The 25,762-nt window shown below is 65.9% G+C and carries 23 protein-coding genes and 3 pseudogenes; 16 read left to right on the top strand and 10 right to left on the bottom strand.

Going from position 1 to position 25,762, the window contains the following annotated elements; all coding sequences use genetic code 11:
* The first annotated feature begins 3 nt into the window (after positions 1–3).
* Positions 4–1,284 (top strand): RNA polymerase sigma factor, encoded by a 1,281-nt coding sequence (locus tag DEU38_RS14205; protein WP_114722060.1) that lies wholly within the window; start codon positions 4–6, stop codon positions 1,282–1,284.
* A 16-nt stretch (positions 1,285–1,300) separates the two neighbouring features.
* Here DEU38_RS14205 and DEU38_RS14200 read toward each other — a convergent pair.
* Positions 1,301–1,882, bottom strand: a pseudogene (locus DEU38_RS14200) (HNH endonuclease); the annotation flags it as partial.
* A gap of 1,280 nt (positions 1,883–3,162) precedes the next feature.
* Positions 3,163–4,317, bottom strand: a pseudogene (locus DEU38_RS14195) (IS3 family transposase).
* A gap of 69 nt (positions 4,318–4,386) precedes the next feature.
* Here DEU38_RS14195 and DEU38_RS14190 point away from each other — a divergent pair.
* The 3 genes and pseudogenes from DEU38_RS14190 to DEU38_RS28475 all read left to right on the top strand — a co-directional run.
* A pseudogene (locus tag DEU38_RS14190) lies at positions 4,387–4,725 on the top strand (transposase); the annotation flags it as partial.
* A gap of 713 nt (positions 4,726–5,438) precedes the next feature.
* On the top strand, positions 5,439–5,885 hold the full coding sequence (locus DEU38_RS14185; protein ID WP_181818780.1) for a hypothetical protein: 447 nt from the start codon (positions 5,439–5,441) through the stop codon (positions 5,883–5,885).
* Positions 5,886–6,394: 509 nt separating this feature from the next.
* Positions 6,395–6,541, top strand: coding sequence for a hypothetical protein (locus DEU38_RS28475; RefSeq protein ID WP_174913513.1), 147 nt, complete (start codon positions 6,395–6,397; stop codon positions 6,539–6,541).
* Positions 6,542–7,020: 479 nt separating this feature from the next.
* On the opposite strand, the gene DEU38_RS14180 is transcribed toward DEU38_RS28475, so the two are convergent.
* Positions 7,021–8,238 (bottom strand): erythromycin esterase family protein, encoded by a 1,218-nt coding sequence (locus DEU38_RS14180; protein ID WP_114722059.1) that lies wholly within the window; start codon positions 8,236–8,238, stop codon positions 7,021–7,023.
* Positions 8,239–8,350: 112 nt separating this feature from the next.
* Between DEU38_RS14180 and DEU38_RS14175 the strand changes: the two genes are divergently transcribed.
* Positions 8,351–9,058 (top strand): MerR family transcriptional regulator, encoded by a 708-nt coding sequence (locus DEU38_RS14175; protein WP_114722058.1) that lies wholly within the window; start codon positions 8,351–8,353, stop codon positions 9,056–9,058.
* 137 nt (positions 9,059–9,195) lie between these two features.
* Positions 9,196–10,398, top strand: a complete 1,203-nt coding sequence (locus DEU38_RS14170) for a CdaR family transcriptional regulator (protein ID WP_114722156.1) — start codon at positions 9,196–9,198, stop codon at positions 10,396–10,398.
* On the opposite strand, the gene DEU38_RS14165 is transcribed toward DEU38_RS14170, so the two are convergent.
* Together DEU38_RS14165 and DEU38_RS14160 are read right to left on the bottom strand one after the other, a co-directional pair.
* Positions 10,395–10,793, bottom strand: a complete 399-nt coding sequence (locus DEU38_RS14165; protein ID WP_114722057.1) for a DUF5313 family protein — start codon at positions 10,791–10,793, stop codon at positions 10,395–10,397. The genes DEU38_RS14170 and DEU38_RS14165 overlap by 4 nt on opposite strands.
* A gap of 35 nt (positions 10,794–10,828) precedes the next feature.
* Positions 10,829–11,311 carry a MarR family winged helix-turn-helix transcriptional regulator gene (locus tag DEU38_RS14160; protein ID WP_114722056.1) on the bottom strand — a complete coding sequence of 161 codons (483 nt, stop codon included), beginning with the start codon at positions 11,309–11,311 and terminating at the stop codon, positions 10,829–10,831.
* 164 nt (positions 11,312–11,475) lie between these two features.
* On the opposite strand from DEU38_RS14160, the gene DEU38_RS14155 reads away from it, so the two are divergent.
* The 8 genes from DEU38_RS14155 to DEU38_RS14120 all read left to right on the top strand — a co-directional run bounded on the left by DEU38_RS14155 (position 11,476) and on the right by DEU38_RS14120 (position 18,703).
* The gene (locus DEU38_RS14155; protein ID WP_114722055.1) at positions 11,476–12,720 is read left to right on the top strand and encodes an acyl-CoA dehydrogenase family protein; all 1,245 of its coding nucleotides are present in this window, start codon (positions 11,476–11,478) and stop codon (positions 12,718–12,720) included.
* A 718-nt stretch (positions 12,721–13,438) separates the two neighbouring features.
* On the top strand, positions 13,439–14,866 hold the full coding sequence (locus DEU38_RS14145) for an aromatic ring-hydroxylating dioxygenase subunit alpha (RefSeq protein ID WP_114722053.1): 1,428 nt from the start codon (positions 13,439–13,441) through the stop codon (positions 14,864–14,866).
* Positions 14,867–14,868: 2 nt separating this feature from the next.
* Positions 14,869–15,456: a 3-phenylpropionate/cinnamic acid dioxygenase subunit beta gene (locus tag DEU38_RS14140; RefSeq protein ID WP_114722052.1), complete on the top strand. Its 588-nt coding sequence runs from the start codon at positions 14,869–14,871 to the stop codon at positions 15,454–15,456.
* Positions 15,453–15,764: a hypothetical protein gene (locus tag DEU38_RS14135; RefSeq protein WP_114722051.1), complete on the top strand. Its 312-nt coding sequence runs from the start codon at positions 15,453–15,455 to the stop codon at positions 15,762–15,764. The genes DEU38_RS14140 and DEU38_RS14135 overlap by 4 nt, the downstream gene beginning before the upstream one ends.
* Positions 15,761–16,543 carry a 3-(cis-5,6-dihydroxycyclohexa-1,3-dien-1-yl)propanoate dehydrogenase gene (gene hcaB / locus DEU38_RS14130; protein ID WP_031940480.1) on the top strand — a complete coding sequence of 261 codons (783 nt, stop codon included), beginning with the start codon at positions 15,761–15,763 and terminating at the stop codon, positions 16,541–16,543. Before DEU38_RS14135 ends, hcaB begins: the two co-directional genes overlap by 4 nt.
* A gap of 41 nt (positions 16,544–16,584) precedes the next feature.
* Complete coding sequence (locus tag DEU38_RS28470; RefSeq protein ID WP_031940479.1) at positions 16,585–16,782, top strand: ferredoxin; 198 nt, start codon at positions 16,585–16,587, stop codon at positions 16,780–16,782.
* Complete coding sequence (locus DEU38_RS14125; RefSeq protein ID WP_181818779.1) at positions 16,779–17,981, top strand: NAD(P)/FAD-dependent oxidoreductase; 1,203 nt, start codon at positions 16,779–16,781, stop codon at positions 17,979–17,981. Before DEU38_RS28470 ends, DEU38_RS14125 begins: the two co-directional genes overlap by 4 nt.
* Complete coding sequence (locus tag DEU38_RS14120; RefSeq protein ID WP_114722049.1) at positions 17,978–18,703, top strand: class II aldolase/adducin family protein; 726 nt, start codon at positions 17,978–17,980, stop codon at positions 18,701–18,703. The genes DEU38_RS14125 and DEU38_RS14120 overlap by 4 nt, the downstream gene beginning before the upstream one ends.
* 510 nt (positions 18,704–19,213) lie before the next feature.
* Here DEU38_RS14120 and mihF read toward each other — a convergent pair.
* The 4 genes from mihF to DEU38_RS14100 all read right to left on the bottom strand — a co-directional run bounded on the left by mihF (position 19,214) and on the right by DEU38_RS14100 (position 22,073).
* The gene (gene mihF / locus DEU38_RS14110; protein WP_114722047.1) at positions 19,214–19,525 is read right to left on the bottom strand and encodes an integration host factor, actinobacterial type; all 312 of its coding nucleotides are present in this window, start codon (positions 19,523–19,525) and stop codon (positions 19,214–19,216) included.
* A 146-nt stretch (positions 19,526–19,671) separates the two neighbouring features.
* Entirely contained in the window at positions 19,672–19,860 is a 189-nt protein-coding gene (locus DEU38_RS28065; protein ID WP_147283511.1) for a hypothetical protein, read from the bottom strand.
* The gene (locus DEU38_RS14105; protein WP_147283510.1) at positions 19,838–20,185 is read right to left on the bottom strand and encodes a hypothetical protein; all 348 of its coding nucleotides are present in this window, start codon (positions 20,183–20,185) and stop codon (positions 19,838–19,840) included. Before DEU38_RS14105 ends, DEU38_RS28065 begins: the two co-directional genes overlap by 23 nt.
* Before the next feature lie 280 nt (positions 20,186–20,465).
* Entirely contained in the window at positions 20,466–22,073 is a 1,608-nt protein-coding gene (locus DEU38_RS14100; RefSeq protein WP_114722045.1) for an ABC transporter substrate-binding protein, read from the bottom strand.
* A 183-nt stretch (positions 22,074–22,256) separates the two neighbouring features.
* Here DEU38_RS14100 and DEU38_RS29810 point away from each other — a divergent pair, with 183 nt between their 5' ends.
* On the top strand, positions 22,257–22,649 hold the full coding sequence (locus DEU38_RS29810) for a transposase (protein ID WP_181818778.1): 393 nt from the start codon (positions 22,257–22,259) through the stop codon (positions 22,647–22,649).
* On the opposite strand, the gene DEU38_RS14090 is transcribed toward DEU38_RS29810, so the two are convergent.
* A complete protein-coding gene (locus DEU38_RS14090) occupies positions 22,646–23,098 on the bottom strand; it encodes a hypothetical protein (RefSeq protein WP_114722044.1) in 453 nt (150 codons plus the stop codon). The two genes, DEU38_RS29810 and DEU38_RS14090, sit on opposite strands and share 4 nt — an antisense overlap.
* A gap of 827 nt (positions 23,099–23,925) precedes the next feature.
* On the opposite strand from DEU38_RS14090, the gene DEU38_RS14085 reads away from it, so the two are divergent.
* A complete protein-coding gene (locus DEU38_RS14085) occupies positions 23,926–25,302 on the top strand; it encodes an ABC transporter substrate-binding protein (RefSeq protein WP_147283509.1) in 1,377 nt (458 codons plus the stop codon).
* Positions 25,303–25,762: the final 460 nt, after the last annotated feature.

Genomic DNA, 25,762 nt, shown 5'->3' with positions numbered 1-25,762 from the left:
TCGATGGACGGGCAGGCAGGTGGCCGCGGGGCCGACCAGGAGGCCTCCGGCGCGGACGCGTCCGTCGAGGCGGTCTTCCGGGAGGAACGCGGCCGCCTGCTCGCCGCGCTGGTGAGCCGATTCGGTGATCTCGACCTGGCGGAGGAGGTCACTTCCGACGCGATCGAGTCGGCGCTGCGGCACTGGCCGGTGGACGGGGTGCCGTCCAAGCCCGGTGCCTGGCTGTTGACGACGGCGCGGCGCAAGGCCGTCGACCGGTTGCGGCGCGACCAGGCGCTCGCCGCCCGTGTCGCGGTCCTCCAGGTCGAGGCGGATCGCGCAGCTTCCACGCCACCGCCGGACGTCGGCAGCGAACTTCCCGACGACCGGCTGCAACTGTTCTTCACGTGCGCGCACCCGGCGCTGCCGGCCGAGGATCGGACGGCCCTGACCCTGCGGTGCCTCGCCGGGCTCACCACCGGTGAGGTTGCGCGGGCGTTCCTCGTCCCCACCGCCACCATGGCGCAGCGGATCGTTCGGGCCAAGAAGAAGATTCGGCAGGCACGGATCCCGTTCCGGGTTCCCGGCGCCGACGAGCTGCCGCAGCGCCTTCCGGGTGTCCTGCAGGTCCTGTACTCGATCTTCACCGAGGGCTACGCCGCCAGCGCCGGGGAGAACCTGCAGCGTGTCGACGTCGCAGACGAGGCGATCCGCCTGACGCGGATCCTGCACCGGCTGATGCCGGACCAGCGTGAGGTGTCCGGTCTCCTCGCGCTGATGCTGCTGACCCACGCCCGTCGCGACGCCCGCACGGGGCCCGGCGGTGCGCAGGTGCTGCTCGAAGATCAGGACCGTGACCGGTGGGATCGCGTGATGATCGAGGAAGGCAGCGCCCTGGTGTTGGTGTCTCTCACCGGGGGACGGCCCGGACCGTACGGCGTGCAGGCCGCGATCGCCGCGCTGCACGACGAGGCCGCTGATGTCGCGAGCACCGACTGGCCGCAGATCGTGGGGCTCTACGACGTGTTGCTCGCGCTCATTCCGTCTCCGGTCGTCGCGCTCAACCGGGCAGTGGCGGTCGCGATGCGGGACGGGCCGGAGGCGGGTCTCGCGCTGCTCGACGATCTGGCCGACGAACCGCGTCTGCGCGACCACCATCCGTACGCCGCGGCGCGCGCGGAACTGCTGGCCCGGGTCGGACGACGCGAGGAGGCCGCCGAGGCGTACCGCCGCGCCCTCGAACTGGCCGGGACCGAACCCGAGCGCGAGCACCTGCGGCGTCGGCTCGCGGACACAGAGGACTAGAACGTCTCTCCCGCTCCTACGCGGCGAGTGGTCCTGCGCGATTGTGCGCTGGTATCGGCTTCTTGTAGGGGTCGACCGAACTCGGTGGGGTGAACCACGGGTGGCGGTCGGTGCCGATCTCGACTTGCCAGTGCGAGTGGTGGAGCAGTCGGTGGTGGTAGCGGCACAGGAGTACGAGGTTGTCGAGGTCGGTGGGTCCGCCGTCGGCCCAGTGTTTGACGTGGTGGCCTTCGCAGTGGGCGGGTGGTTCTCCGCAGCCGGGGAAGGCGCAGCCGTTGTCGCGGGCGGCGAGGGCTCGGCGTTGTTTCTTCGACACGGTGCGGGTGGTGCGGCCGAGGTCGAGTGGTACCCCGTCCTTCATGACGATCGGGGTGAGGGTGCAGTCGCAGGCGATGCGGCGGGCGGTTGCGATGGTGAGCGGCCCCATCCACGGCATCCAGGCGACGTCCTTGTCTCCCAACATGTCCGCGTGATCGGCGGGCGTGCTGCTGCCTGTGTCGGCGTGGTCGTCAGTGTTCGGCTCGGTGCGGGCGAGGTCGCGGGCGTTCACGTGTAGTGACAGGTGCGGGCGTTCGCCGCCTTCGACGGGGGCGACCCCGATCGAAACAGGGGTAGCCCACGACCGATCACACGACAGCAGGCCAGCACTGATTCGAGTGCTGGCCCGCTTGTCATCCTTCGATCTCAGGGGCACCAACCACCCAGCCAGCACGGTGCGTTCTCCAAGACCCAGTTTCGAATCGGATCAGGCACAAAGCCGTAGGGCATGAGCCACCAGATCGGCGGGAAGTCCATTGTCGACCGTCTCCTTCTTGGGGCAGTGTCCGCCGAGGTCGCACGGGTTCACGGCCGCGATCCTGCTCTACCCAGGGAAGCAACTGCGCCGGAAATCGACCAGGCACGGATACGTCGCGGCCAGCCATCGCAGGGTCTCATCTGGAAACGGGAGGAACCAGAAGGTGTCGCCCATCGTCGTTCAACTCCGATCTTTCAGTGCGGTTGGGATGCCGAGCAGCCAGAGCGCGCTGGAACGACTGGCCCGCTGTCGTTCTGGTGTCATTCGACCGGCACGCCGAGTAACGAAAGAACGTAGGCGAGCGGTGCGAGGTTTCCCCAAAAGGCCCAAGCCGTTGCTCCCATCTCGATCACCTCCAATCAGGGGCAGTGTCCGCCGATGGCCCGCTGTTGTTCCGTGTCAGTTGATCTTCACACCGAGTAGGTAGAGCACGTAGACGACCTGGCCAGCAACTGGCCGGACAGTGTCCGCCGAGGTCACACAGGATCACGGCCCAGATCGTGCGCCGCCACTCCCACGGCAATGGGAGTCCCCACATCCAGCCACCAGGGATGTGCCTCCGGGTGTCCGTCGGTCCCGACCCTGTCATGCCAGGCTAGACCCCGGCCGAACGGAAGGTCCAAATAATTGGCCGAGCCGCCCGAATATTCGTCGCCGAATCCGGCCGTTGGGAACGGTTCGGAACCACCCAGTTAGCCCCTGTTTCGACAGGATCTTGACGAGGTTTTGAGCAAAACCGCAGATCAACCCCCTAACCGCGCAGGTCAACGCGATTTTCTGAAGCAGAGAGGGAAAGGGAGGGAGCGGGTCGCCTTGCCGATCGGCCGAATTGCCGAGGAATACCGCCCCGCCCCCATGGGGATATGGGTGTGGAATGCCTTTTCGCCCCGTGCGGGTCCACCAATTATTTGGCATACAGAATTGTGAATGAAATTGCATAAACAATTGCGTTGGGGCTTGTGGGTGTGTTCGGATCCCTGCCGCGAGCACACCTAATCGTGGGTGTCGTCGAGGGGGACTGCCCCCACTTCGGTTGACTCGTTGACCTGCCCCAAGGTTCGTTACCCCCGGCAGTGTGAAGATCAGGCGGGGATGGACGGGTTCTCGAAGCATAGTTCGTACTCGATCGGCGACACATAATCGAGCTGCGAGTGCCGCCGTTGTCGGTTGTAGAAGATCTCGATGGAGTCGAAGATCGCGTTCGCCAGATCGAGCCGAGTGCGCCATTTCTTCCGGTTGAAGGAGTTCGATCTGCATCGACGACCAGAACGATTCCATCATCGCGTTGTCGTATCCATCGCCGATGGTGCCGAACGAGGGCATCAGACCGGCGGAGCGGATCTTGTTTGTGAAAGCCCACGAGGTGAATTGGACCCCGTGGTCGGCGTGCACGATCCCGCCGGGTGGAGGTGTGCGGTTCTTGATGGCCATGCCGAGCGCATTGACGACCAGGGTGGAGTCCTGGCAGTTGTCGATCGACCAGCCGACGATCTTGCGGGAGAAGGTGTCCATCACCGCGCAGCAGTGCGCCTTGCTCTCGCGCGTGGGATGCTCAGTGATGTCGGTGACCCACAACTCATTTGGCGACAAGCGGTGGAACTTCCGATGCACGAGATCGTCAGCTGTCGCGACGCCCTTCAAGCGCTTGATCTTGGCCGGACCGGGTAGGCCGGCGATGCCGGTGAGCCTCATCAGCTCGGCGACCAGGTTTTCGCTGACCACGATGCCCATGCCACGGGTCAGTTCGGCGTGCACGCGCCGGGATCCGTAGGTCTGGCGCGAGGCGTCGTGTACCTCCTTGATCAAGCCGGTGAGCCACTGGCGGCGCATCCGCGTCGGTGACATCGGGCGGGTCTTGTACATGTAGTAACCGGGGCTGCTGACCCCGAGCAGACGGCAACAGACCTTGACCGGGTGTACGGCGTCGATGAGCGAATCGATCACCGGGTGAACCCTTTTGGGGTGGGGCGGTCCTCCCCGAGGAGCTTCGCTGCCTTACGGAGGATCTCGACCTCGGCCTCGAGTTGCCGGATGCGCTTGTTGGCTTTCGCCAGCTCTGCGCTCTCGTGGGTTGCGATCCCGGGGCGCTCGCCGCGGTCGATCTGGTCTTGGCGGACCCAGTTGTGCAACGCGCCGGCGCTGATGCCGAGCTCCGTGGCAGCGGTGGTGATCGGTTTGCCGGCGCGGACGAGTGCGACGGCCCGGAAGCGGAACTCCGGCGGATACGGTCGGGGCATGGATCGCAGCCTCTCAGCAGGGCTCGATCTTCACACCGAAATGGGTAAGAAACCCTGGGGCAGGTCAACGAGTTCGCCGGAAAATGGGGTCCGCGATATCCCGCGATCGTCAAGCTGTGGCGCAGCGCGTGGAGTGAGTTCGTGCCTTTCCTCGACTACGACCCCGAGATCAGGCGAGTCATATGTAGTACCAACGCGATCGAGAGCATCAACGCGAGATACCGGCGGGCGATCCGGGCTCGAGGGCACTTCCCCAACGAGCAAGCCGCGATCAAGTGCCTGTATCTGGCGACCCGGGCCCTGGACCCGACGGGGAAGGGAAGAGCACGATGGGCAGCGAGGTGGAAGCCGGCCCTGAACGCCTTCGCGATCACGTTCGAAGGCCGCATCACCCCGAGTGAGAACTAAACCGATGCGCCAGAACCGGATCCACCGGAAATCTGACACTCCCCGCCGAACGGCCCTACGCGTCCGGATCAATCCGGCGTTGTCGGGTGTGGCGGTCGTGTTGGAGCAGTGCCCATCCGGTCCGGAAGTGATCGACGCGGGATACGCGTCGGACGTGGGGTGCCTCCGAGGTCGGATGAGAGCTGATCCGTCCCGGTCGTCGTTGAGGACGTGTTCGTCGATCGTGCCGCGCACTGAAGCGAGTGCACGGATTTCGGGCTTGGGGGCCTTTTGATGCCCTGACCAGGTAACATGACACGCCCCACCAAGTATCTGCACGGGGCGGTCGTGATTGGTCTACTTCCAGATTTGTACTACTCGAATCCGATGGACTCGGGCTGGCCAGGGTTGTACGAGTGGAATCTCTTCGTTGGTTGGTGGAATCCGCTCTGAGGGGTGATCGCGCGGGCGGGACAACTGCTGCTTGAGACTGGAGGTGCTCGACGATGGACAACTGGTTCCTGTTCTGGCCAGTCCCTCCTGAGTGGCAACAGTGGCTTACACAGCACGCCCCATGCTGGTTGGGCGGGTACTGCCCCTGAGCGGGAGGTGAATTGAATGAACTTCGGAATGGATTTCGCTTTTTATGGCCCATTGATGCCGCTCGTCTTCCTGCTCTACAACCTCGGTCTGATCTGGCATGGGAACGACAGCGACTGTTCTTGGAGGTTGCCATGATCGACTTCGTTCGCCGATCGGTTGCGTGTGCTGCGATTGTGGCGGGTTCGGTCCTGGCGCCGGCGGCCGCCGCCTCCGCCGCGGTCACCGTTCCGTTCCAGATCAACCCGGCGCCGTTCGGGAACCCGAACGGCAGCTTCGACGCTCCCCGGGTCCGCTGTGAGGCCGTGGTCGGGGAGCAGCCTGGGACGGTGACGATCACCGGCCCGACGGAAGGCGGTCGCGAGGTGACCGGCGAGCCTGGGGCTGGTCACTGCCAAATCCTGGGCGACGTGCACTGGCTGAACCTGTCGAGCGGAGCTGCCGGCTCCGCCCGGATGTCGGTCGCCCAGTACGGCTACCCGGCGGCAATCCTGCCGACCGGGACCGGGCAGGTCGTCGTCACCGTGATACCCGCACCCGGCACGACCACACCGGGCTTCGCAACCGTCGACGTTCCGTAGGCGATGGCCCCGCCGGTTCGGGACGCCCTGGCGGGAGATTGCCGCTAGGTATCGAAGGGGATGATCGTGCTCAACCTGCAGTTGTGGTCGTGGACGATGGACTGGCCCCCCGGCGTGGCGGGAAAGGGCTACGCGCGGTCACGCCGTGCCAGCTCTGGGATCTCGCGACTTGTCTGGACGACTGGACCGTCTGATCCGAAACGAAAGGCATTGATCCCCTTGGATACATGGATCTGGTTCATACCTTTCCTGTCCGACGACACGCGCCTGTGGTTGATCAGCGTGCTGCCGTGCTCTCTCGGGGGCCGGTGCAATTGATCCTTCGCTCGACCAAGAGGTGAACCATGCTGGATCCCGGTTTCTGGGTCCGTTCGACCCGCTGCACTGGGCGGCCGTCTCCTGGCTCCTGTCCATCGGAGTGATCCGGTGACCGGCGTCGCCACAATGCCGCCCCGGCTGTATGACGCGCTCCACCAGCTCTGGCTGTGGGGCATCGCCACACTGACGAGGTGATCGACATGGGCGGAGATTGGCCGTGGTTCGTGTGGCTGATGCCAGCCATTCTGTTTTCCCCGGAGGTGCGTCAGTGGGCCGTGGAGAACGCCCTGCTGGCTGAGGGGCTGGCCCTGCACGTGAGGAGCTTCGACGATGGGTGACACCTTCTGGTTCTTGCCGTTGCCGTTCGAGACCCTGCGGTGGCTGGCCTCGACCTATCCGTGCCTAGTGGACTTTCGACTCGTTTGTGCGTGATCACGGTGCTCGACTGAAGCATGGTTCGGACCGACGGAATCGGACCGGGGCTCCGTTCGTGATGGCGAGTCTCGCCGGATTGTCGAGAATGGCTAGCTGGACGGAATCGTCTCCGCGAATCGGGCAGCGGCTTCCATGAGTGCAGGGCGGTGTCCTTGCATGAGCCCAATCTTCCACAGAGTGATGGTCACCGAGAGTTCAGTCGGGTCAAGTCGCCGACGGGATTTGGGAGCGAGCGCGCCGCGCTAACGGAAGCATGCGAGGGAGACTGCCAAATAGTTGACGCAAGACACCCGGCGTGAGGGCACGCGAATGCTCCTCCTTCCCGCCAGTAGTTCCATGCCGGCCGCTGTGCATCCGCTTCGGCATCGGTCATCGGTACTGGCTACCAGTACCGATGCTGTTTTCCGTCGGTGTCGGCGATGAAGATGACCGCATCGGCGCCGTCCGTGTCTGCCGGGCTGAGCGGGATGTGCCCGGGCACGATCGGTTCGCCGGTGTCGATCGCTGCCGGAAGCGTGGCGCGCAGGGCTGGTGCCGGGAAGAGGGCGCGCCGCGTGGTCGCCTCGGCCAGTGCGCCCTGCAGGGTTTCCGGATCGCTGTGGGGACTGCCGTCGGTCGCCAGGAACATGTAGCGTTCGCCGAGGGTGAGTGCTACGAGTGCTCCTGCGCTGCAAGAGTTCACGTTGTCTTCATCGACTGGCATGTCGGACTGCGCACGCTGCAGGAGCGCGTTGTGCGCGAACACCAGGCTCGGCCCGCGGTGCCGCTCCTGGGCGACGAGCGCGAGCAGGTTCTCGGCCATCATCTCCGCACGCAGGCTGAGCAGGATCGCGATGCGGTCGTCCGCGGGGCGAGCCATGGCCGCGTGATACCGCAGCAGGCCCTGGGCGGTGCGCGCGTGCGCGACGGTGTGGTCGTAGCCGGCCGGGTCGGCGCGACGCAGGCCGGGTGCCGCGCGGTGCAGCGCGCTGGCGACGTCGTCGGCGACGATGCGCAGCGCGCGAGCGCGGTCGGAATCGCCGATGGACGCTGCCGCGTCGAACATGGCCGCCGGATTGGTCCAATCCGTGTCCTCGCCGAGCAGGGCGTCGAGGTCACGGACCGATTCGGGCCGCAGTGCGCCCGGTAGGTACTCGACGGCCGAGGACAGTGCACGTCGCGGGCTCGGTGCGCCGGAGAACTCCAACGGCGCATCGAAGCCGTGGAAGCGAACCTGATCCTGCGGTGCGCGGCCGGCGTTGTGCTCGCGGAGCCATTCGACGAGTTCGCGGTTCCCCGGCACCGCGCCGAACCCGTGGCTGAACCCAGTCGCGAGCACCGTGTCCAGCTCTGCCGGGCCTCCGGTCACGTAGTCGTCGACAGCGGCCGCGGCAAAGAAATCGGTCTCCAACACGATCGACCGGTATCCCCGTTCGACGAGATGACGGAGGATTTCGTTGCGCAGCAACGGGAACGACTCGATCCCGTGTGTGGGCTCGCCGAGAGCGAGCAGGGTCGGCGGCTCGGCCCGCGAGGCGAGCAGTTCGTCGACGGCGCGGCCCAGGCTCTCCGCGTCGTCGACTTCGCGGCCGATGGCGAGGAGCGATGTGGCTGTGGACATGAATACTCCTTCCGGAAAGAACTACCCTCGACGCTATCGCTGAAGAATCGGGTGAAACTTTCCCAAGTTTTCCCTGGCACCGAGAGCTCAAAGCCTCAAACGGAGGTACACACTGCGACCCATCGATCTCGCCCGGGAACACGGGTTGTCCGCCCAGGCGATCCGCAACTACGACGACGCGGGCGTCCTCCCGCCGACCGAGCGCAGCGAGGCCGGGTATCGGCGCTACACGCCCCTGCATGCGCAGGCTCTACGCGCCTTCCTCGCGTTGCGCGGCGGCCACGGGCATCAGCAGGCGATGGGCATCATGCGCGCGACCAACCGTGGTGACACGGAGTCCGTCTACCGGCTCATCGACGCCGCGCACGGCGCGCTGCTTGCCGAACGCGATACCCGCACCGAGGTCGAGGCGGCGCTGGGCGGCCTGTCCGTCACGACGCCGGCCCCTGCCCACGGCTCACCGCTGACCGTGGGTGAACTCGCACGCCGGCTCGGCGTGCATCCGGCGACGCTGCGCACCTGGGAGACCCACGGCATCCTGCGCCCCGAACGCGACCGCGCAACGGGCTATCGCCACTACGGGCCGGACTGTGTGCGCGACGCCGAGATCGCACGACAGCTGCGCCGAGGCGGGTATCTGCTGCCTCAGGTCGCTCAGTTCATCGCGTCACTGCGCGAGGCCGGCGGTGCGGCCGCGTTGAGCGCCTTCCTCGACTCCTGGCAGGACCGGCTGACCGCGCGCAGTCGTAACCTTCTCACCGGCGCGGCCCAGCTCGACACCTACCTCGCCATGCTCGACCGGGCGCGGCATTCGCGGTAGCGATCAGGGCACTGAGGCACGTCTTCGAACGAGTTTCGGTGGCTGCGGCTGCCGGAGCGTCGGCCTTCAGGTGTGGCATCCGGACCGGCCCGTCCGATCTGCCGCGGTCGGCGCGGGTGCGGCGTATCGTTCCGGGCATGCCGTCCGAGGGCGAGCTGACGCGATATGCGCCCGACGCCGCGGTGATCGCGATCCTGGACAGATTGGACGTCAGGTTCGTTGCACTCGAACAGGGTGACCGACCCGTTGTTCCCGCTTCGCGACATCCGGAACTGTTGCAGCGCAGCACCCGTCGATTCTTCGCGCTGGCGGCCCGGGCAATCCGGGAGAACCGGATATTCACGGCGGACGAGCTACGGCCGGTCCGGGAGGGCGCGGTGCAGGCCGCGGCCGACGGCGCGTCGTTGTCCGCGGTGCTCCACAGCTGGCACCGCTTCGGCCGCATCCTGCTCGACGAGTGCCGTGTCGCTGCGGCGGGGGAGCGGGCCGCGGCGCTGGTCGACATCGCGGCCGCGGTGCTGCGCCTGCAGGAGGTCGTCACGCGGGCCGTCGTCGAGTCCTACGAGAGTGAGCGGATCGCACTGGAGGGGGACGAGCAGCCGTCGAAGGAATTGCTCGCGCGTCTGCTGCTGGCCGGGCAGGATGCCGACCCCACCGCCCGCTGGTGCGGGATCGAGTTGGCGGACGAGTATTCGGTCCTCGTGATCAGGCGTGGTGGCCCACCGCCGGATCCGCCCGGCCGATGGTCCGATCAGTCGCGGACCCGGCGCGTGATCGATGGCTGGGGGCCGCCGCCGATCCTCGCGATCCTCGAGGTGGACGGCGCGACGCTTCTGGTGCCTCGCAAGGCCGCCGCGGACGCCGACTGGTACCGCGTGGCCGTCGAACTGGCGGCGGCAGTGTCGAACACCGCTGCCGCCCCGGTGACGGCGGCGGTGACCGAGCCCGCCGGGCGCGGGGGCTTGGAAGCATCGGGGGGACTGGCCCGTGAACTCCTCGAGCTGGTGTCGCGTATGGGTCGTGGACCCGGCGTGTACCAGCTGAAGGATCTGGCGTTGCCGTTCCAGCTGTCCCGGCCCACCGCCGGGCAGCAGTACCTGGCGGACCGGCTGCTGCCGCTCGATCCGTACCCCGAGCTGTTGGAGACCCTGGACGCCTACCTTCACCACGATCTCGATCGGGCCCGGACCGCGCACGCCCTCGGGGTGCATCCCAACACCGTCAACAACCGGCTGGGCCGGATCCGGGACCTCGCCGGCATCGACCCCGGCTGCTACGAGGGCATCATGACGCTCGGCTCGGCCCTCGACGCCCGACGTGCGCGGGGAGGGAACGCCTAGAACGTGTGCGGGTGCGCCTTCTCGTACGCGGCCTTCTCGGCGTTGTAACGGGCGACCTTCCTCGGATTCTCCAGGTCGGCCGGCAGTCCGTGCTTCTCGAGGCGCCGACGACGGTTCTGCTCCATGTAGGCAGCCGCGAAGAACAGCGCCAGGAACACTCCGAGCAGCACCATCGAACCGCGCAGCCACAGCGGACCGGGGAACAGGAAGAACGCGGCGAAGATGGGGATGAACGGCACCATGCTGCGCACCATGTGCCGCGGCACCGCCCAGTCGCCGATCAGGTCGTTGCGGACCCAGTCCTGCATCGAGTCGGGGAGCCTGCGGCCGCACGCATACGCGACCCACTGGAACGGGTTGGGCCGCTTGACCTTCGAAGTGGTGTTGCTGGACATGTCCTGTGTACCTGTACCTGTCTGGAAGGGGCGGTTCACTCGTGCAGCGCGCCGGCGCGCAGGGCGGCGGCGTTGACGCGGGTGAGGACGGAGTGGAGTTCCTCGAGTTCGGCGAGGCTGACGCCCAGGCGCTGGACCACCGCGCCGGGAATCAGTTCGGCACGAGCGCGCAGGGCCTTGCCGGCGTCGGTGAGCTCGACGATGAGCTGTCGTTCGTCGGCGCTGCTGCGGGTGCGGGTGATCAGCCCGCTCGACTCGAGTCGCTTCAGTAGCGGCGAGAGCGTCGGTGAGTCGAGTTGCAGGGCCTGCCCGATCTCCTTGACGGACATCGGTGCGTCGCCCCACAGCGCGAGCATCACGAGGTACTGCGGGTGTGTCAGTCCCATGGGCTCGAGGAGGGGGCGGTAGACGGCGAGTACCGCACGGTTGGCCACCGCGAGCGCGAAGCACACCTGGCGGTCCAGGGCCAGCGGGTCCGTGTCGCCCCAGTCGATGTCCTGCTCGATGGTCGTCGTCATGACGATGAATAATACACGATTAAGTCGTGCACTAACTAAATCCCCGCACTGGGAGCGGGCGGCTCACGCAACGAGAACCTGTTCTATATTCGGGTGTGACGGCCGCCACGGGCGGTCCCACCTGCTGCTGCCCGGCTCTTCGATACGCACCGACTGGAGTTCACATGTACGAGTGGTCCGATACCGACCTGATGTTCCGCGACGCCCTGCGTGGCTTCATCGACAAGGAGGTCAAGCCACACGTCGACAAGCTCGAGAGCGGTGAGCTGCCCCCGTTCGACATCATTCGCAAGCTGTACTCCACCTTCGGGATGGACGAGATGGCGACCGAGGCGCTCGAGAAGTCCTTCGCGAAGGAGGAGGCGCGCGAGCGCGGCGAGACGCTGCCCGAGTCCGGTGAGAAGTCGGGCGGCTTCAGCGGCGCCGGCAGCATGGGCGTCATCCTCAACAGCGAGATCGCGGGTGTGAGCCTGGGTCTGGTCACGTCGCTGGGCGTGAGCGTCGGCCTCGCCGCCGGCACCCTCCGTAGCCGCGGCACTCTCGCGCAGAAGAAGCGCTGGCTGCCCGGCCTCGTCACGATGGAGAAGGTAGGCGCGTGGGCCATCACCGAGCCCGACTCGGGCTCGGACGCATTCGGTGGCATGAAGTCGTACGTCCGCCGCGACGGGGACGACTACATCCTCAACGGCCAGAAGACCTTCATTACCAATGGCCCCTACGCCGATGTCACGATCGTCTACGCCAAGCTCGACGAGGGCGACGCCTCCGTCGACCGCCGCGACCGCAAGGTCCTCGGCTTCGTCCTCGACAAGGGGATGGAGGGCTTCACGCAGAGCCCGCCGTTCAAGAAGATGGGCATGAACTCCTCGCCCACCGGCGAGTTGTTCTTCGACAACGTCCGCATCACCAAGGACCGCCTGCTCGGCGAGACCGAGACCCCGGCGAAGGGCGACGGCAAGGAGAGTGCGAAGGAGTCGTTCGCGGCCGAGCGCATCGGTATCGCGTCGATCGCGCTCGGCATCATCAACGAGTGCCAGCGGCTGTCCATCGACTACGCCAAGAACCGCAAGCTGTGGGGCAAGGAGATCGCGCAGTTCCAGCTCATCCAGCTCAAGCTGGCCGAGATGGAGGTCGCCCGCCTCAACGTGCAGAACATGGTGTTCAACGCGATCGAGCGCACCGCGGCCGGCAACAAGGTGACCCTCGCGGAGGCGTCGGCGATGAAGCTGTACTCGTCGCGCGCGGCCACCGAGGTTGCGATGGAGGCTGTGCAGCTGTTCGGTGGCAACGGCTACATGGCCGAGTACAAGGTGGAGCAGCTGGCGCGTGACGCCAAGTCGCTCATGATTTACGCCGGCAGCAACGAGATCCAGGTGACCCACATCGCGAAGGGCCTGCTGGCCAAGTGATCCCGTCCCCGGTCCGCGTGGCGCCCCGCGCGGACCGGGCCGGCGTTGCCCCTGTGAGTCGCCGTGGGCTTCGGCGATGGCAACAACCCGCTGCGGTAGTCGACGGCGGGAGATTGATCAACTAGTCGGGTCGGCAACCTGCAGGCGTCCTGCCCCCACGCGCCGCCATGCCCTGCGGTATGTCGAGTCCGGCCTCGCGGACGGCGTGTCCGTCGCCGCGCGGTGCACCTTGCGCCACGGTGAGGTTCTCCGGCAAGAATTCTGGCCCGCAATCTACGTGGCCATTGCGGTGGAGTCCGTGGTGTACCGGCAACGGCCCTCGATCGCTCCACTACTTCCGATGGCGGGTATGCGGTTCCCGCCGTTCGCGCACGTGCTGATGCTCGGGATCGAACTGTCCTGGGCGCGCGCTGTGGATGACGTTGAGTAAGCGTGGAACGCTGCCGCCATCCCTTCCCATCCCGCCGACCGGCCTGTCATTGACGGCTTCGGCCATGGCGTCCATCGAACACTGTTCTGATGCTGTCCTCCTTCTGAGCGCGGCCCCTCACGTGATCGGCACATCCGGGATCTCGCCGCCGTGCGGGGCTCGCAAGCTGCTCCGCATTGCGTGGATTCCGGGGCTCGCCGCTGGGAAGTGGTTGACTCAGCCGAGACCAGCATGCAGAATCTATTTCTGTAATACAGAAACATTGAACTCCTTTCGAAGTGAGGTCCCATGCGCGACGCGGCCGACGTCCTCGCCAACGTCCGGCGGGGCATGCTCCCCGCACACATCTACAACGACGCCGAGGTCTTCGAGGCGGAGAAGGAGCGCTTGTTCAGCCGGGCGTGGATGTTCGTCGCCCACGAGTCGGAGCTGCCGCAGATCGGCGACTACGTCGTGCGCCGGGTCATGGACAACTCGTTCATCGTCAGCCGTGACCAGTCCGGCGAGATCCACGCGATGTTCAACATGTGCCTGCACCGCGGCATGCAGGTGTGCCGCGCCGAGCAGGGCAACGCCTCGCACTTCCGCTGCCCGTACCACGGCTGGTCCTACAAGAACGACGGCCGCATCGTCGGCATGCCGTTCCACAAGGAGGCCTACGGCGGCGAGGAGGGCTTCGCGCGCAAGGGCCAGCGGCTGCTGCCCGCCCCCAGCCTGGGCATCTACAACGGCCTGATCTTCGTGTCCATGGACGCGGACGCCGAGCCGCTCGAGGACTTCCTCGGCGACTTCAAGTTCTACCTCGACTACTACACCAAGCAGAGCGCCAGTGGCGTCGAGGTCCGCGGGCCGCAGCGCTGGCGGGTCAAGGCCAACTGGAAGATCGGCGCCGAGAACTTCGCCGGCGACATGTACCACACGCCCCAGACCCACACGAGCGTCGTGGAGATCGGCCTGTTCCGTGAGCCGAAGGCCGAGAAGCGCAAGGACGGCAACACGTACTGGGCCGGCAAGGGCGGCGGTACCACGTACAAGCTGCCCCCCGGCACCTTCGAAGAGAAGATGAACTACGTCGGCTACCCCGACGAGATGGTCGAGCGGATGAAGGGGCAGTGGTCCCAGGAGCAGATCGACGTCATCGGACGCGACGGCTTCATGATCTCGGCTGCCTCGGTCTTCCCGAACATCAGCCTGGTCCACAACTGGCCGAAGGTCGCCGAGGGCGACGACGTCCTGCCCTTCATCTCGATCCGCCAGTGGCAGCCGATCAGCGCCGACGAGACCGAGGTCCTGTCCTGGTTCGTCGTCGACAAGGAGGCCCCGGAGGAGTTCAAGAAGCTTTCCTACAAGGCCTACCTGATGTGCTTCGGCAGCAGCGGCATGTTCGAGCAGGACGACGTCGAGAACTGGGTCTCGCTGACCAACACCGCCGGTGGGTCGATGGCCCGCCGACTGCTGCTCAACGGTCGTATGGGCATGCTGCACGACGACAGCCCGGTGGTGCAGCCCCTGACCGAGGACGAGTTCTGTGGTCCGGGCGTCGCGCACGTCGGCTACGGCGAGTACAACCAGCGGCACCTGCTCAACGAGTGGGCCGACTACCTCGAGAAGCCGGCGCCCGTGCCGGCCAACATTCACGTCGGTGCGCCGCAGGTCGACGGCGAGTGCAGCAGCGAGACGGCGGCACAGTGCAGCAGCGAGAAGGCGGAGGCGTAGCCATGAGCACCTACATCCCCATCGATTCCGCCAGCTCCCCGCTGGGCCAGGCTGCGTCGACGACGACGGCCGTGGGTGCCTCGCTGGCGTTCGACGACCAGCGGCACCTGACGGCGCATCGCTGGCTGGTGGAAGAGTCCTACCTCCTGGACCAGCAGGACTATGACGCCTGGCTGGACACCCTCGCCGAGGACATCCACTACTTCATGCCGATCCGCGTCACCACCGCGCTGGGCACCGGCTATGACACGGCCAAGGACATGGCGCACTTCGACGAGGACAAGTACTCGCTGAGCCGCCGCGTCGCGCGCTTCGACACCGGCCACGCCTGGGCAGAGGACCCCCCCTCGCGCCTGCGCCACCACTTGTCCAATGTCCGCACCTTCGCGACCGAGAACGAGAACGAGCTCGTCGTGGAGTCGGCCGTCCTGCTGTTCCGCAGCCGCGGCGACGTGCTGGAGCCCTCGCTGCTCTCGGTCGGCCGTGTCGACCTGCTGCGTCTCGAGGACGGCGTCTGGCGGCTCGCCCGCCGGCACATCGCCGCCGACGAGTCGGTGCTGCGCATGCAGAACCTGGCGGTGTTCCTGTGAAGCTCTCCTGGGAGGGTGAGGCGGAGGACGCCGCGGCGGCGGCCCGGGCCAACTCGCGGCTCGGTGTCCTGCAGAACCAGCGCGACGGCGAGACCATCGTCATCGCGAACGAGTTCTCGGACATGCGGATCTCGAAGGTGCACACCCGCAACGGCGCGCGGCTGCTCATCGAGTCGCCGAAGTCCGGTCAGTGGATCACCCTGGACGCGCTCGAGCTGGAGGCCCTGACCTGGCAGAACGAGACGACGCTCTCGGCCATGGTCGGCAAGCCGTTCCAGTCGCTCATCGCCACCGAGGACGCCTCGTGACCGGCTGGCTCGACGGCAAGCGCGCACTGATCGTCGGGGCCGGATCGGGCATCGGGCGCGGCGTGGTCGACGCCTTCCTCGCGGAGGGGGCCAGCGTCGGTGTGCTCGAACTCGACGCGGCCAAGTGCGAGGCCCTCGCGGCCGAGCACCCCGAGGTCGAGGTCGTGCAGGGCGACGCCACCAAGGCGGCGGCCAACAACGCCGCGGTGTCGGCGGTCGTGGACCGCTTCGGCGGGCTGGACGTCCTGGTCAACTGCGTGGGCATCTTCGACTTCTACCGCAAGCTCGAGAGCATCGACGCCGACATGCTGGACCAGGCGTTCGACGAGATGTTCGCCGTCAACGTCAAGTCGCACCTGCACAGCGTGAAGGCGGCGATACCCGCGCTGCGCGAGTCGGGCGGCTCCATCGTGCTCACCGAGTCGACCTCGGCGTACTACCCGGGCCGCGGCGGCACGCTCTATGTCTCGTCGAAGTTCGCGGTGCGCGGGCTGGTCACCACCCTTGCGTACGAGCTGGCGCCGGACATCCGCGTCAACGGCGTCGCCCCCGGCGGCACCCTGGGCACCGACCTGAGCGGGCTTGCGACGCTGGGCCTGACGGAAAACCGGCTCGACGGCCCGGACCGGGCGAAGGAACTCGCGGGCCGCAATCCGCTGGGCGTCGCGCTCGACGGCCTCGACCACGCCTGGAGCTACGTATTCCTCGCCTCCGAACGGTCGCGCGGCATCTCCGGCCGTGTCGTCCACTCGGACGGCGGTATGGGCATCAAAGTCTGAACGCCGTGGTCCGCGCGACCTACTGAAGGAAGGATCCCAAAATGGCAATTCTCAAGGCGAACCTCGAACTGTGCCAGGGCTACGCGAACTGCGTGGTCGCGGCGGACGACGTCTACGACATGGACGACGACGGCCTCGTGGTGCTGCTCAAGACCCGCGTGGACGAGTCCGACCGCCAGCGGGTCGAGACCGCGGCGAAGAGCTGCCCGGCCAACGCCCTCTGGCTGGAGGACGAGTGAGTGGCGGGGTTCTCATCGTCGGCGGCTCGGTCGGCGGTATCCGCACGGCCCGGGCGCTGCGCAATGAGGGCTACGCCGGCAAGGTGACGGTGGTCGAGGCCGAGTCGCATCTGCCGTACGACAAGCCGCCGCTGTCCAAGGCCCCGCTCGACGGCGACGCACACGTTCCGCTGCTCACCGCGGAGGAGGCGCGCGAGCTCGACATCGAGCTCGTATTGGGCAGGGCCGCAGTCGAGTTGCGTCCGCAGGACAGGCAGGTCGTGCTGGGCGACGGGGTTGTTCTCGACTACGAGGAGCTGGTCATCGCGACCGGCGCGGCCGCCCGGCCGGCGCCGTGGTCGGGCCCCGGCGTGCACGTGCTGCGCACCATCGCGGACGCCCGCGCGCTGCGGGAGAGCCTGCTGGGCGCGAGTCACCTGCTGGTCGTCGGCGCGGGTTTCATCGGCGCGGAGGTCGCCTCCCTCGCCCGCAAACAGGGCATCGAGGTCACGATCGTCGACCCGGCGCCCACCCCCATGGCGCGAGTGATGGGAGATGAACTGGGCCAGCGCTTCTCGCAGCTGCACCGTACGCACGGGGTGGACACGCGCTTCGGTGCCACGGTCGATACCCTCGAGCATGTGGAGGGCGGCATCAGGGCCGAGCTCTCCGACGGGGCGAGCGTCCTCGTGGACGCCGTCGTCGTCGGTATCGGCGCGGTACTGAACACACGCTGGCTGGAGTCCTCGGGCCTGGCGCTGGAGGATGGCGTGGAGTGCGACGAGTTCGGCCGTGTGGCCGGCGCCGAGCACATCTTCGCCGTCGGCGACATCGCCCGGTGGTACCAGCCGCGACAGGAGAAGGCGGCCCGCGTCGAGCACTGGACCAACGCGGTGGAGCAGGCGAACTGCGTGGCGCGCAACATCTTCGCGCCCGATGCCCCCGTCCCGCACGACCCGGTGGCCTACGTCTGGAGCGACCAGTACGACTGGAAGATCCAGCTGTTCGGCACCCGTGACATCACGGGCACCCCGGCCGTCGTGGAGCAGGCGGAGCCCTTCCGGCTTGCCGCGATCTGGCAGGACGCGGACGGGCGGGCCAGCGGCGGGTTGACCGTGAACTGGCCCAAGGCCTCGGTCCAGCTGCGGCGCACCATCGCGGCCGGCGGCCCGGCCGACCAGGTCCACGCGCAGCTCGCCGGCACGGCGGTGCAGGCATGAGGCCCGGGGAACTGGACGAGCTCCGGGAGCTGGTCGCCGAGGGCTGCCGCGTGCTCGCCGCCCGGCAGCTGGCCCCGGGGATCTTGGGGCACATCAGCTTCCGGATCGACGAGTCGCGGATGCTGATCCGCTGTCGGGGGCCGCAGGAGCGTGGGCTGCTGCACACCACCCCCGAGGACATCCGCCTGGTGGGGTTCACCGGTGAGCCGGGTGCTGCCGGCGAACTGGACGGCGGCTACACCGTGCCGTACGAGTTGCCGCTGCACAGCCGGATTCTCATGCGCCGTCCGGATGTCACCTCTGTGGTTCACGCGCACCCGCACAATGTCGTGGCCGCCGATCTCGCAGGGCTGCCCATCCTGCCCATCGTCGGGGCCTACGACATCCCGGGAGCAGTGCTCGCACACGGGGGAGTGCCCGTATTCCCCAGGGCCGCTTTGATTCACAACCCTGCCCTGGGCGACGATGTGGCCGATTCCCTGGGCGATCGGCCGGTGGTGCTCATGCGCGGCCATGGCCTCACGTCCACCGGCGCGTCGGTGCAGGAGGCGGTGCTTCGCGCTATCTCTGTCGACGTGATCGCCTCGCTGTCATTGTCCATCGTCTCGGCGGGCGGCACGCTGGTGCCGATCGGTGCCGCGGATCTGGCGGACCTGCCGAACCTGGGTGCTGGTCTCAATATCGGCGCCGCTTGGCGCCACGAGGTGTCCCGGCTCGACTAGGCGTACTGCCCAGTCAGGTTGGTTGAACGAGTGCGTCGACAGGCTGTAGCCGGTCGTTGAACGAGGAAGGTCTCCTGTCGCGGAAGTGGAGCTGTTTGGGCACCCACTGCACCGACAGGAGACCTTCGTGGTCCACGCTGACGCACCACTGACCCCACGCGGGCGACTGCTGCTCGCCCGCCGCATCGTTTGACGAGGGCTGGCCCATCAGCACGGCCGCGGAACACTTCAACGTGTCCTGGCCGATCGCCAAGCGATGGGCGGTCCTCTATCAGGAGATGGGCGGCCGGCATGGTCGACCGATCCAGCCGGCCGTAGCGGAGTCCGAACCGCACCCTCAATCACCTCCGAAAGCACTCCGCCATCGGCAGGAACGCTCCCTTTGACCAGCGTCCCTGGGCAGTACAACCGGTCGGCACTGATCCTGCGGTGCGGCACTGCCCCAGCCGGTGCGCGCCGATACCCGAAAGGCCTGCGAGACGATCGCTCGCAGGCCTTTCGGCCGTCGGATCAGCCGAGTCGTTCGAGGAGTTCAGCGCGCTGGTTCGATCCCAGGCCACCCATGCGGCGGGTCTCGGAGATACCGAGATTGGTGATGATCTCGAGGGCGGTGGCCTTCCCGATCTTCGGCAGCGACTCGAGGATGTAGAGCACCTTGGCGCGGCTGACGGTCTCGTCGGTGCCGGCGCGGCCGAGGATCTCAGCGAAGGTCGACTTCCCGGTCTTGAGTTCCTCGCGGAGCGCGGCCCGGGCGCGGCGTGAGGCGGCGGCCTTCTCGAGCGCCTGGGCGCGCTGTTCAGGGGTCAGGGTAGGCAGTGCCATGTATCGGTCCCTTCATGGGAATATCTCGGCTGGTCAGCGTCGGGTGCGACCGTAGTACGCACCCCCGACAGGACGGGGTTCCTCGGTTCGATGGACGTTCGCGACATCCTCGCGCCGACCAGCATCACCGAGATCGGAGTCATCACTCACTTGCCGATGTTCGTTTCGCCGAGAATCGCAGCCACCATCTCCTCGTGAGTGATGGCGCCCTGCAGGAGCTGCACGGTCAGCTCCTCGTCGCGCGGGTCGACAGTCGCACCGCCCATCTCGACAATCGGCACGAGGCGCGCGTATACCGCCCGTGCATCGGCTTCACTGAGCTCCCTGCTGGTCATGTTCCCGCCCTCTGATGATTTCCACTTGCGGCGGCCGCGCCGACCGCGAGCAATGTACGCCGACAAGGTTCATCCTTGAACGGACCGTCATGGGGGGATTGTTCTTCGCCATCGCCTCGATCTCGAACACCCGATCGTGGACTCGGCCGATGCGTTTGTCGTACGCATCACCGATGCTGCCGATTGGCGCGGCAATCCCTTCCAAGACAAGGGTTTCCGAGAAGAAGATCGAGGTGTACCGATTTCCGGCGTCGCGGGGGCGCCCCTTGCATGAAGTGCTTGGGGGCGGATTAGTCAATCCGCCGGTGCCAGGGCGACCGCTCACCCGAACTCATCAGGCAGCCTTCAGAGTCTCGTTGGTTTCCTCCGGATATCGAACCTCATGTTCGAGGTTCCTGATCCGCTTCTGTTCGTCGGTCGTGACGCCGAGGGAAGGGTTGGCCGGTGTCGATCTGGGCTTGCCGCACCCACTGGCGCTGTGACTAGGCCCCGACGCCCGGCTGGGGCGTCGGTCCCTCTGGCACTGCCTCATGCCGCCCCCAACGTGGACGCCGCGGGGGAGTGGTCAGGTTGTCGGGGGCGGCGCGAGGTCAGAAGGGCACTGCCTAGTCCGAGATCCAGATCTTGTCGAAGAGAACCAGCCCATCCATACCAGGCTTTGCGTCATGGATGTTTGGTGCCCAGGTGATGAAGTTTGCGCCCGATCCCAAAGGCACGATCGGCACATCCTCGTTGAGGATCGTCTGCATCTCCTCGAATCCAGTCCTGCGCTCCTCCTCGGTGGCGGCAGTCTGAATCTGAAAGATCACGTCATCCATCTTGGGATTGCTGTAGCCACTTACGTTTTGGCTGGATCCTGTCGTGAGCAAGCCTTGAAGCCGCAGGAGCGGGGCGGAGTCGGGCACCGCTGTGCCAGCAACACTCACGTCGAAGTCATGAGTGACATAAAATACTTTGGCAATATCGTTCTTAGTCGCATTAGGCTGGATTTCGACTTCGAAGCCGACATTCTGGAGCAGGGACTGCATCGCCAGCGCCAGATCGATCGACGCCGGATCTGTCAGCGATGCGAACGTCAATTTTCCGTTGTATCCATCTGCTTTGGCCTCATCGACGAGCTTGCGGGCGGCCTCGACGTCCTGAGTGGGACCGGGGATCGACCCGTGCATGTTGGACCACTCTTGGAACAGTTCGAGTCCAGGCGAGTTCAGTCCGTCCCTGGCGCGTTGATTGATGACGGCAGGGTCGATCGCCTTCACAATTGCCTGCCGGACTCGGATATCGTGGGCGGCACGGCCTTCCCGGATATTGATAACGCCGTTGTCTACCATGCTTACCGGCTCGTAGTATCCGGGGAACTCGGCCCGCATCGTCTCGATGGCCTCTCCCCCTCTGAGGTACGCCATCTGCACCTCGCCCGTCTTGAGCGCATCGACCATTGGCTGCTCGCCGCGAAGGTCTACGAACTTGAGTCCGCCAATCTTCGGCTTCCCGCCCCAGTAGTCGTCGCGTGGCGCGAGAACGAGTTCGACTCCGGGATTGACAGATTTGACGGTGAACGGGCCAGCGCCGATCGGTTCGACAAATTTCCCGTCCTTGAACGAGTCCGGATGAGTAATCATGCCGAACCCGGAGGTCAGGAGCGTGGGAAAGTCGTTCCACGGATTGTTCAGGTAGTAGGTCACGGTACGGGGGTCGGGCGTCTCCATAGATCGCACGTTCGTCCGGAACTGGTCGGTGTTCGTTGCATTGCCCTCGGTCATACGATTGGTGCTGGCAACAACGGCCGCCGCGTCCAGGGTGTCGCCATTGCTGAACTTGACCCCGTCACGAAGTTTGACGGTCCACGAGAGTCTGTCGGGAGCCTCTGTGATCGACTCGGCCATCTGAGGAACAATGCCTGCGGATTCTGGGTCCCACCGCACCAGGACGTCGTAAATTGCGGCCATTTCGGTGCCGCCGAGCCAGGCGGAGGTCCTGCCCTTGATCGGGTCGAGAGTATTGGTGAGCGCATGCGATGCATACGTCAGAGTTGCATTTTCCTTTGCGTTTCCCTCGGGCGACTGCTCGCCAATCAACTGAGCCCTAACGAGTTTCGGCGTGTCGCTGCCGTCAGATGAGCCGGCGGAGGACGCACATCCGGCGGCTATGAGCCCACAAGTCGAAATGAGGACCAAGGCGGAAAGTGCCCGCCGATGATTCGTTCGCTTCATTACCGTCCTTCGGGGGTGTGTTTTCGACCTGACCGCGCGTTCAGACTGAGACTGGGAGTTCGGTTGCTGTAGGTCTCCTGATCACCAAGAGAGACCTGCATCACGTAGAGCACGTTAGCAGAGGTAATTTCTTCCTGGAAGAGAAGATTGGTTGCGGAGTGCCATGCGGCGTGCTCCGCCTAGGTGTGTCTTCTAAATGTCGGTGATGGTTCGCGCGATGACTCTCGAGCGAGTCGCGAGTCTGTCTCGACGGATGTCCAGTGGGGCCGGATCCTGCTGCTGCCGTCGTCGGCAGGGTTGCGGGGCCACCCGTTCCGCGATTACCGTCGTGTCGTGGAGGGCATCGTCTGGCGCTATCGAGTGGGCGCTCCCTCGCGGGATGTGCCTCGATCGTTCGGCCCGTGGCAGACGTTGTGGAAGCGGCACAGCCGTTGCTCGGGCGATGGCACGTGGGGCAAGGACCAAACAATGGCGCGTGCTCGCCAGCCGCTGCGACAAACTCGCTCTCACATACCGCGGCGGAGCCGCCTCGGAGCCATCATGCTCTGGCTCACCGCAGTAGGAGATACGCCCTAGAGTCCCCTGAGCCCGAGCAGTCGGCTCGCGATGCGAGGTGGTCGATCCCCTCGCCCCCTCAGTCGATCTACGAGCTCAGGCGTGTGGGGTGGGAATGAGTCGAGGATCTCAGCGGGCCCGAACGCGATGGGTTCGCCTCGTTTCGCACGGTCTCGAGCATCCGTCCAACCCGTGATGAGGAGATACCAGCCCGCTTCCGCGACTACGGGCGAGTCTGCGGTCAATCTCGCTTCGATCTCCACGACGCCGTCGCTGAGCGAGGCGCCATCCTCGACCGTCCGAGATATCACCACGATCTTCGCCGATGGATCGCTGTTCCAGACCGTCGCGTTGGCCCACCGCTTGAAGAGCTCGGCCTCCTTGCGTTCTCGGGCATCTTGACGCCACCAGAATGTGAGGAGCCCTGCCACGATGAGCCCAGTGGAGCCCCAGAGAATGAACTCGAACATGCCCACATCATAGGAATCGATACGCCCGCCTTCCCGAGAAGCGGGCGTATCCGAGAAGAGCGTGCAGAGGCCGCGGCAAGCGCGTCAATGAGCACCCTCGACCACCTCGACAAGTAGCGGTCCTCCATTCCGCCTGCCAGGCCATCGGCCCGAAACTCGGCATCGGCCCCGAGTCGTGAGGAGTGGACCGAGCAACTCCAGATCGGCTCCCGTCAGGGAGATCCTGGATCTCAAGGGAGACAACGAGATCCTGGGTTCTGTCCTGCGGAATTACGCGTTGGATGGGCGATCGCTCCCGTGAAGCATCAAGTCCAGGCATTACGTTCAGGTGTCTCGGTCGCCGCATCATGGTCAGGTACCTTGACGACATCGGTGGATGTGGGTCACGCGTTGGCCGGCCAGCATCCGGCACGTCCGCTGTCGCCCGCAGTCAACCGGATGCCAGGGTCCGTATTCCCCAGGGCCGCTTTGATTCACAACCCTGCCCCGGGCAGCGATGTGGCCGATTCCCTGGGCGATCGGCCGGTGGTGCTCACGCGCGGCCGTGGCCTCACGTCCACCGGCGCGTCGGTGCAGGACGAGGTGGTTCGCGCTGTTCTCAATCTCGGCGCCGCCTGGCGCCACGAGGTGTCCCGGCTTGACCAGGCGCCTCGGGTGGCGTGCCCGTTGGCCCGTGCTCTATCACACCTGCGGTTCTCCCTCTCGGCACTGTCGTCGAGTTCGGTTCAGCCTCGTTGCTGAGGTGGTCTGCCTGCCCGTGCGTCCTGCACCGGTGTCATCGGCAGAAATTTCCTCTGCACACGAAAACTTGCGCGTATCAGTCCAGGTTGAGCGATTGCATTTGGGCTTATCGATCGCTAGTCAAGTCCTTGACTCGGCGGCCTGCATGCCTGTTCAATGCTCAAGACCGCCGGTTCGGTGTGGGTCAGATCACAACCCGAAGGGACGTACTGAAGATGTTGAGGAAGGCTGTTCCGGCCCTCGCAATCGCCTCGATGCTCACCTTGACTGCTTGCGGCGGGTCGGACGGTGAAGGCTCCGCAAGTGCGGACGGGGTCAAGACCGGGAAGGGTGTCAGCGACTCCGAGATCAATCTCGGAATTCTGACCGACTACTCCGGCCCGATCGCTCAGGCGGCAACTTCCGGCTCGATCGGCCTGGAGATCAAGCTGGATCAGGTCAATGCCGCTGGTGGCGTCTGCGGACGCCAGATCGTCCTGCACAAGATGGACACCAAGTTCGACCCCCAGATCACCACCCAGCAGTACCGCGCCATCTCGAACAAGGTTGTGATGATCCCGCAGGTGATGGGCACGGCCCAGCTGATGGCCATCAAGGACAGCATCGCCAAGGACGGCATCCTGACCTACTCAGCTTCGCTGAACTCGTCCGCGCTCAAGCTCGAGGATGTCTCCATCTACACCCCGCCCTTCGAGGTGGAACTGATCAACGGCCTCGTCTGGGCTGCGCAGAAGGCCGGCGCCAGCGCCGCCAACCCGCTCAAGGTCGGTGTCTTCGCGGCCGCGGACGAATACGGCACCGCGTACGCGGATGCGGTCAAGTTCGCCGCGAAGGAGATCCCCGGCGTGGAAGTCGTCTCCAGCCCGACGTACAGCCCCACCGACAACGACTTCACCGCCCAGGCCACCGAGCTGAAGAACTCCGGTGCCCAGGTCGTGTTGCTGGCGAACACTATGGCCCAGACCCCCGGCCTGATCGGCCAGTCTGCCCAGCTCGGTTTCAAGCCGATGTGGGTCGGTTACTCGGGCTCCTGGAACGCTGCGCTGGCCAAGCCGCTTGCGGGCTTGACCGACAACTACTTCATCTCCGCCAGCTACGGCGCACTGAACGATGACGTCCAGGGCATCAAGGATATGAATGCCGCTCTGGCGCAGTACGCGCCGAACGAGAAGCCGAGCAACTTCCAGGTCGCCGGCTGGTTGAGCGGCGTCGCCACCGTGGCGGTGCTGGAGAAGGCTTGCGAGAACAAGGATCTCACGCGCGAGGGCGTGCTGGCCGCAGTCAAGGATCTCGACATCGACTTCGGTGGCATCCTGCCTGCAGTCAACCTCGGCACCGGCGACTCGGTCGTCAGCTACCAGAGCCGGATGAACAGCATCAACGCCGAGGGCCTGCTGATCCCTACCACTGACTGGGCCGAGACCGATCAGGCTCGCGCCTGGGGCGAGACAAACGGTTTCTGACGGTCGGGGATCCCACGCCATCCGGTCGATCCGATTTGAGTTAATTCTTGGCAAACACCTTCGGAAGTGCGCGGCGGGGCGGTCGACGGCCGCCCTTCGCCGAGGGGCGGGACGTTGGCGCCCCGGTTCTCGGGTGCCTCCGGAGGTGTTTGGCATATCCGACCCAAGTGTGCTGACCATGTCGCCCGTCGTCCGTCGACGTACCCGCGCGGATCTCTGGGCGACTGCTCGGCCTCCGCGCCGGGGCCGGGCCCTGTCGGCGCAGTACCGGAGGTTGCCCTGAGTGGATCCCGGGCGTCGGGACTGAATCGGACGACCATGCTGCTCGATTTCCGGAACTCTCCCCGCGTGGCGACAACCTGCATGTTTGGCAGAAAACCTTTCTGCACAGAGGATTGTAGACAGATATGTGCAGGTAGCAACAGTAGCGTTTGGAGATTATCGAGCGCTAGTCAGGTGT

The organism is Rhodococcus sp. AG1013 (assembly GCF_003350365.1).
GTDB lineage: Bacteria > Actinomycetota > Actinomycetes > Mycobacteriales > Mycobacteriaceae > Prescottella.
The sequence above is the reverse complement of the archived record's forward strand: the minus strand, read 5'-3'. Positions and strand labels throughout refer to the sequence as shown.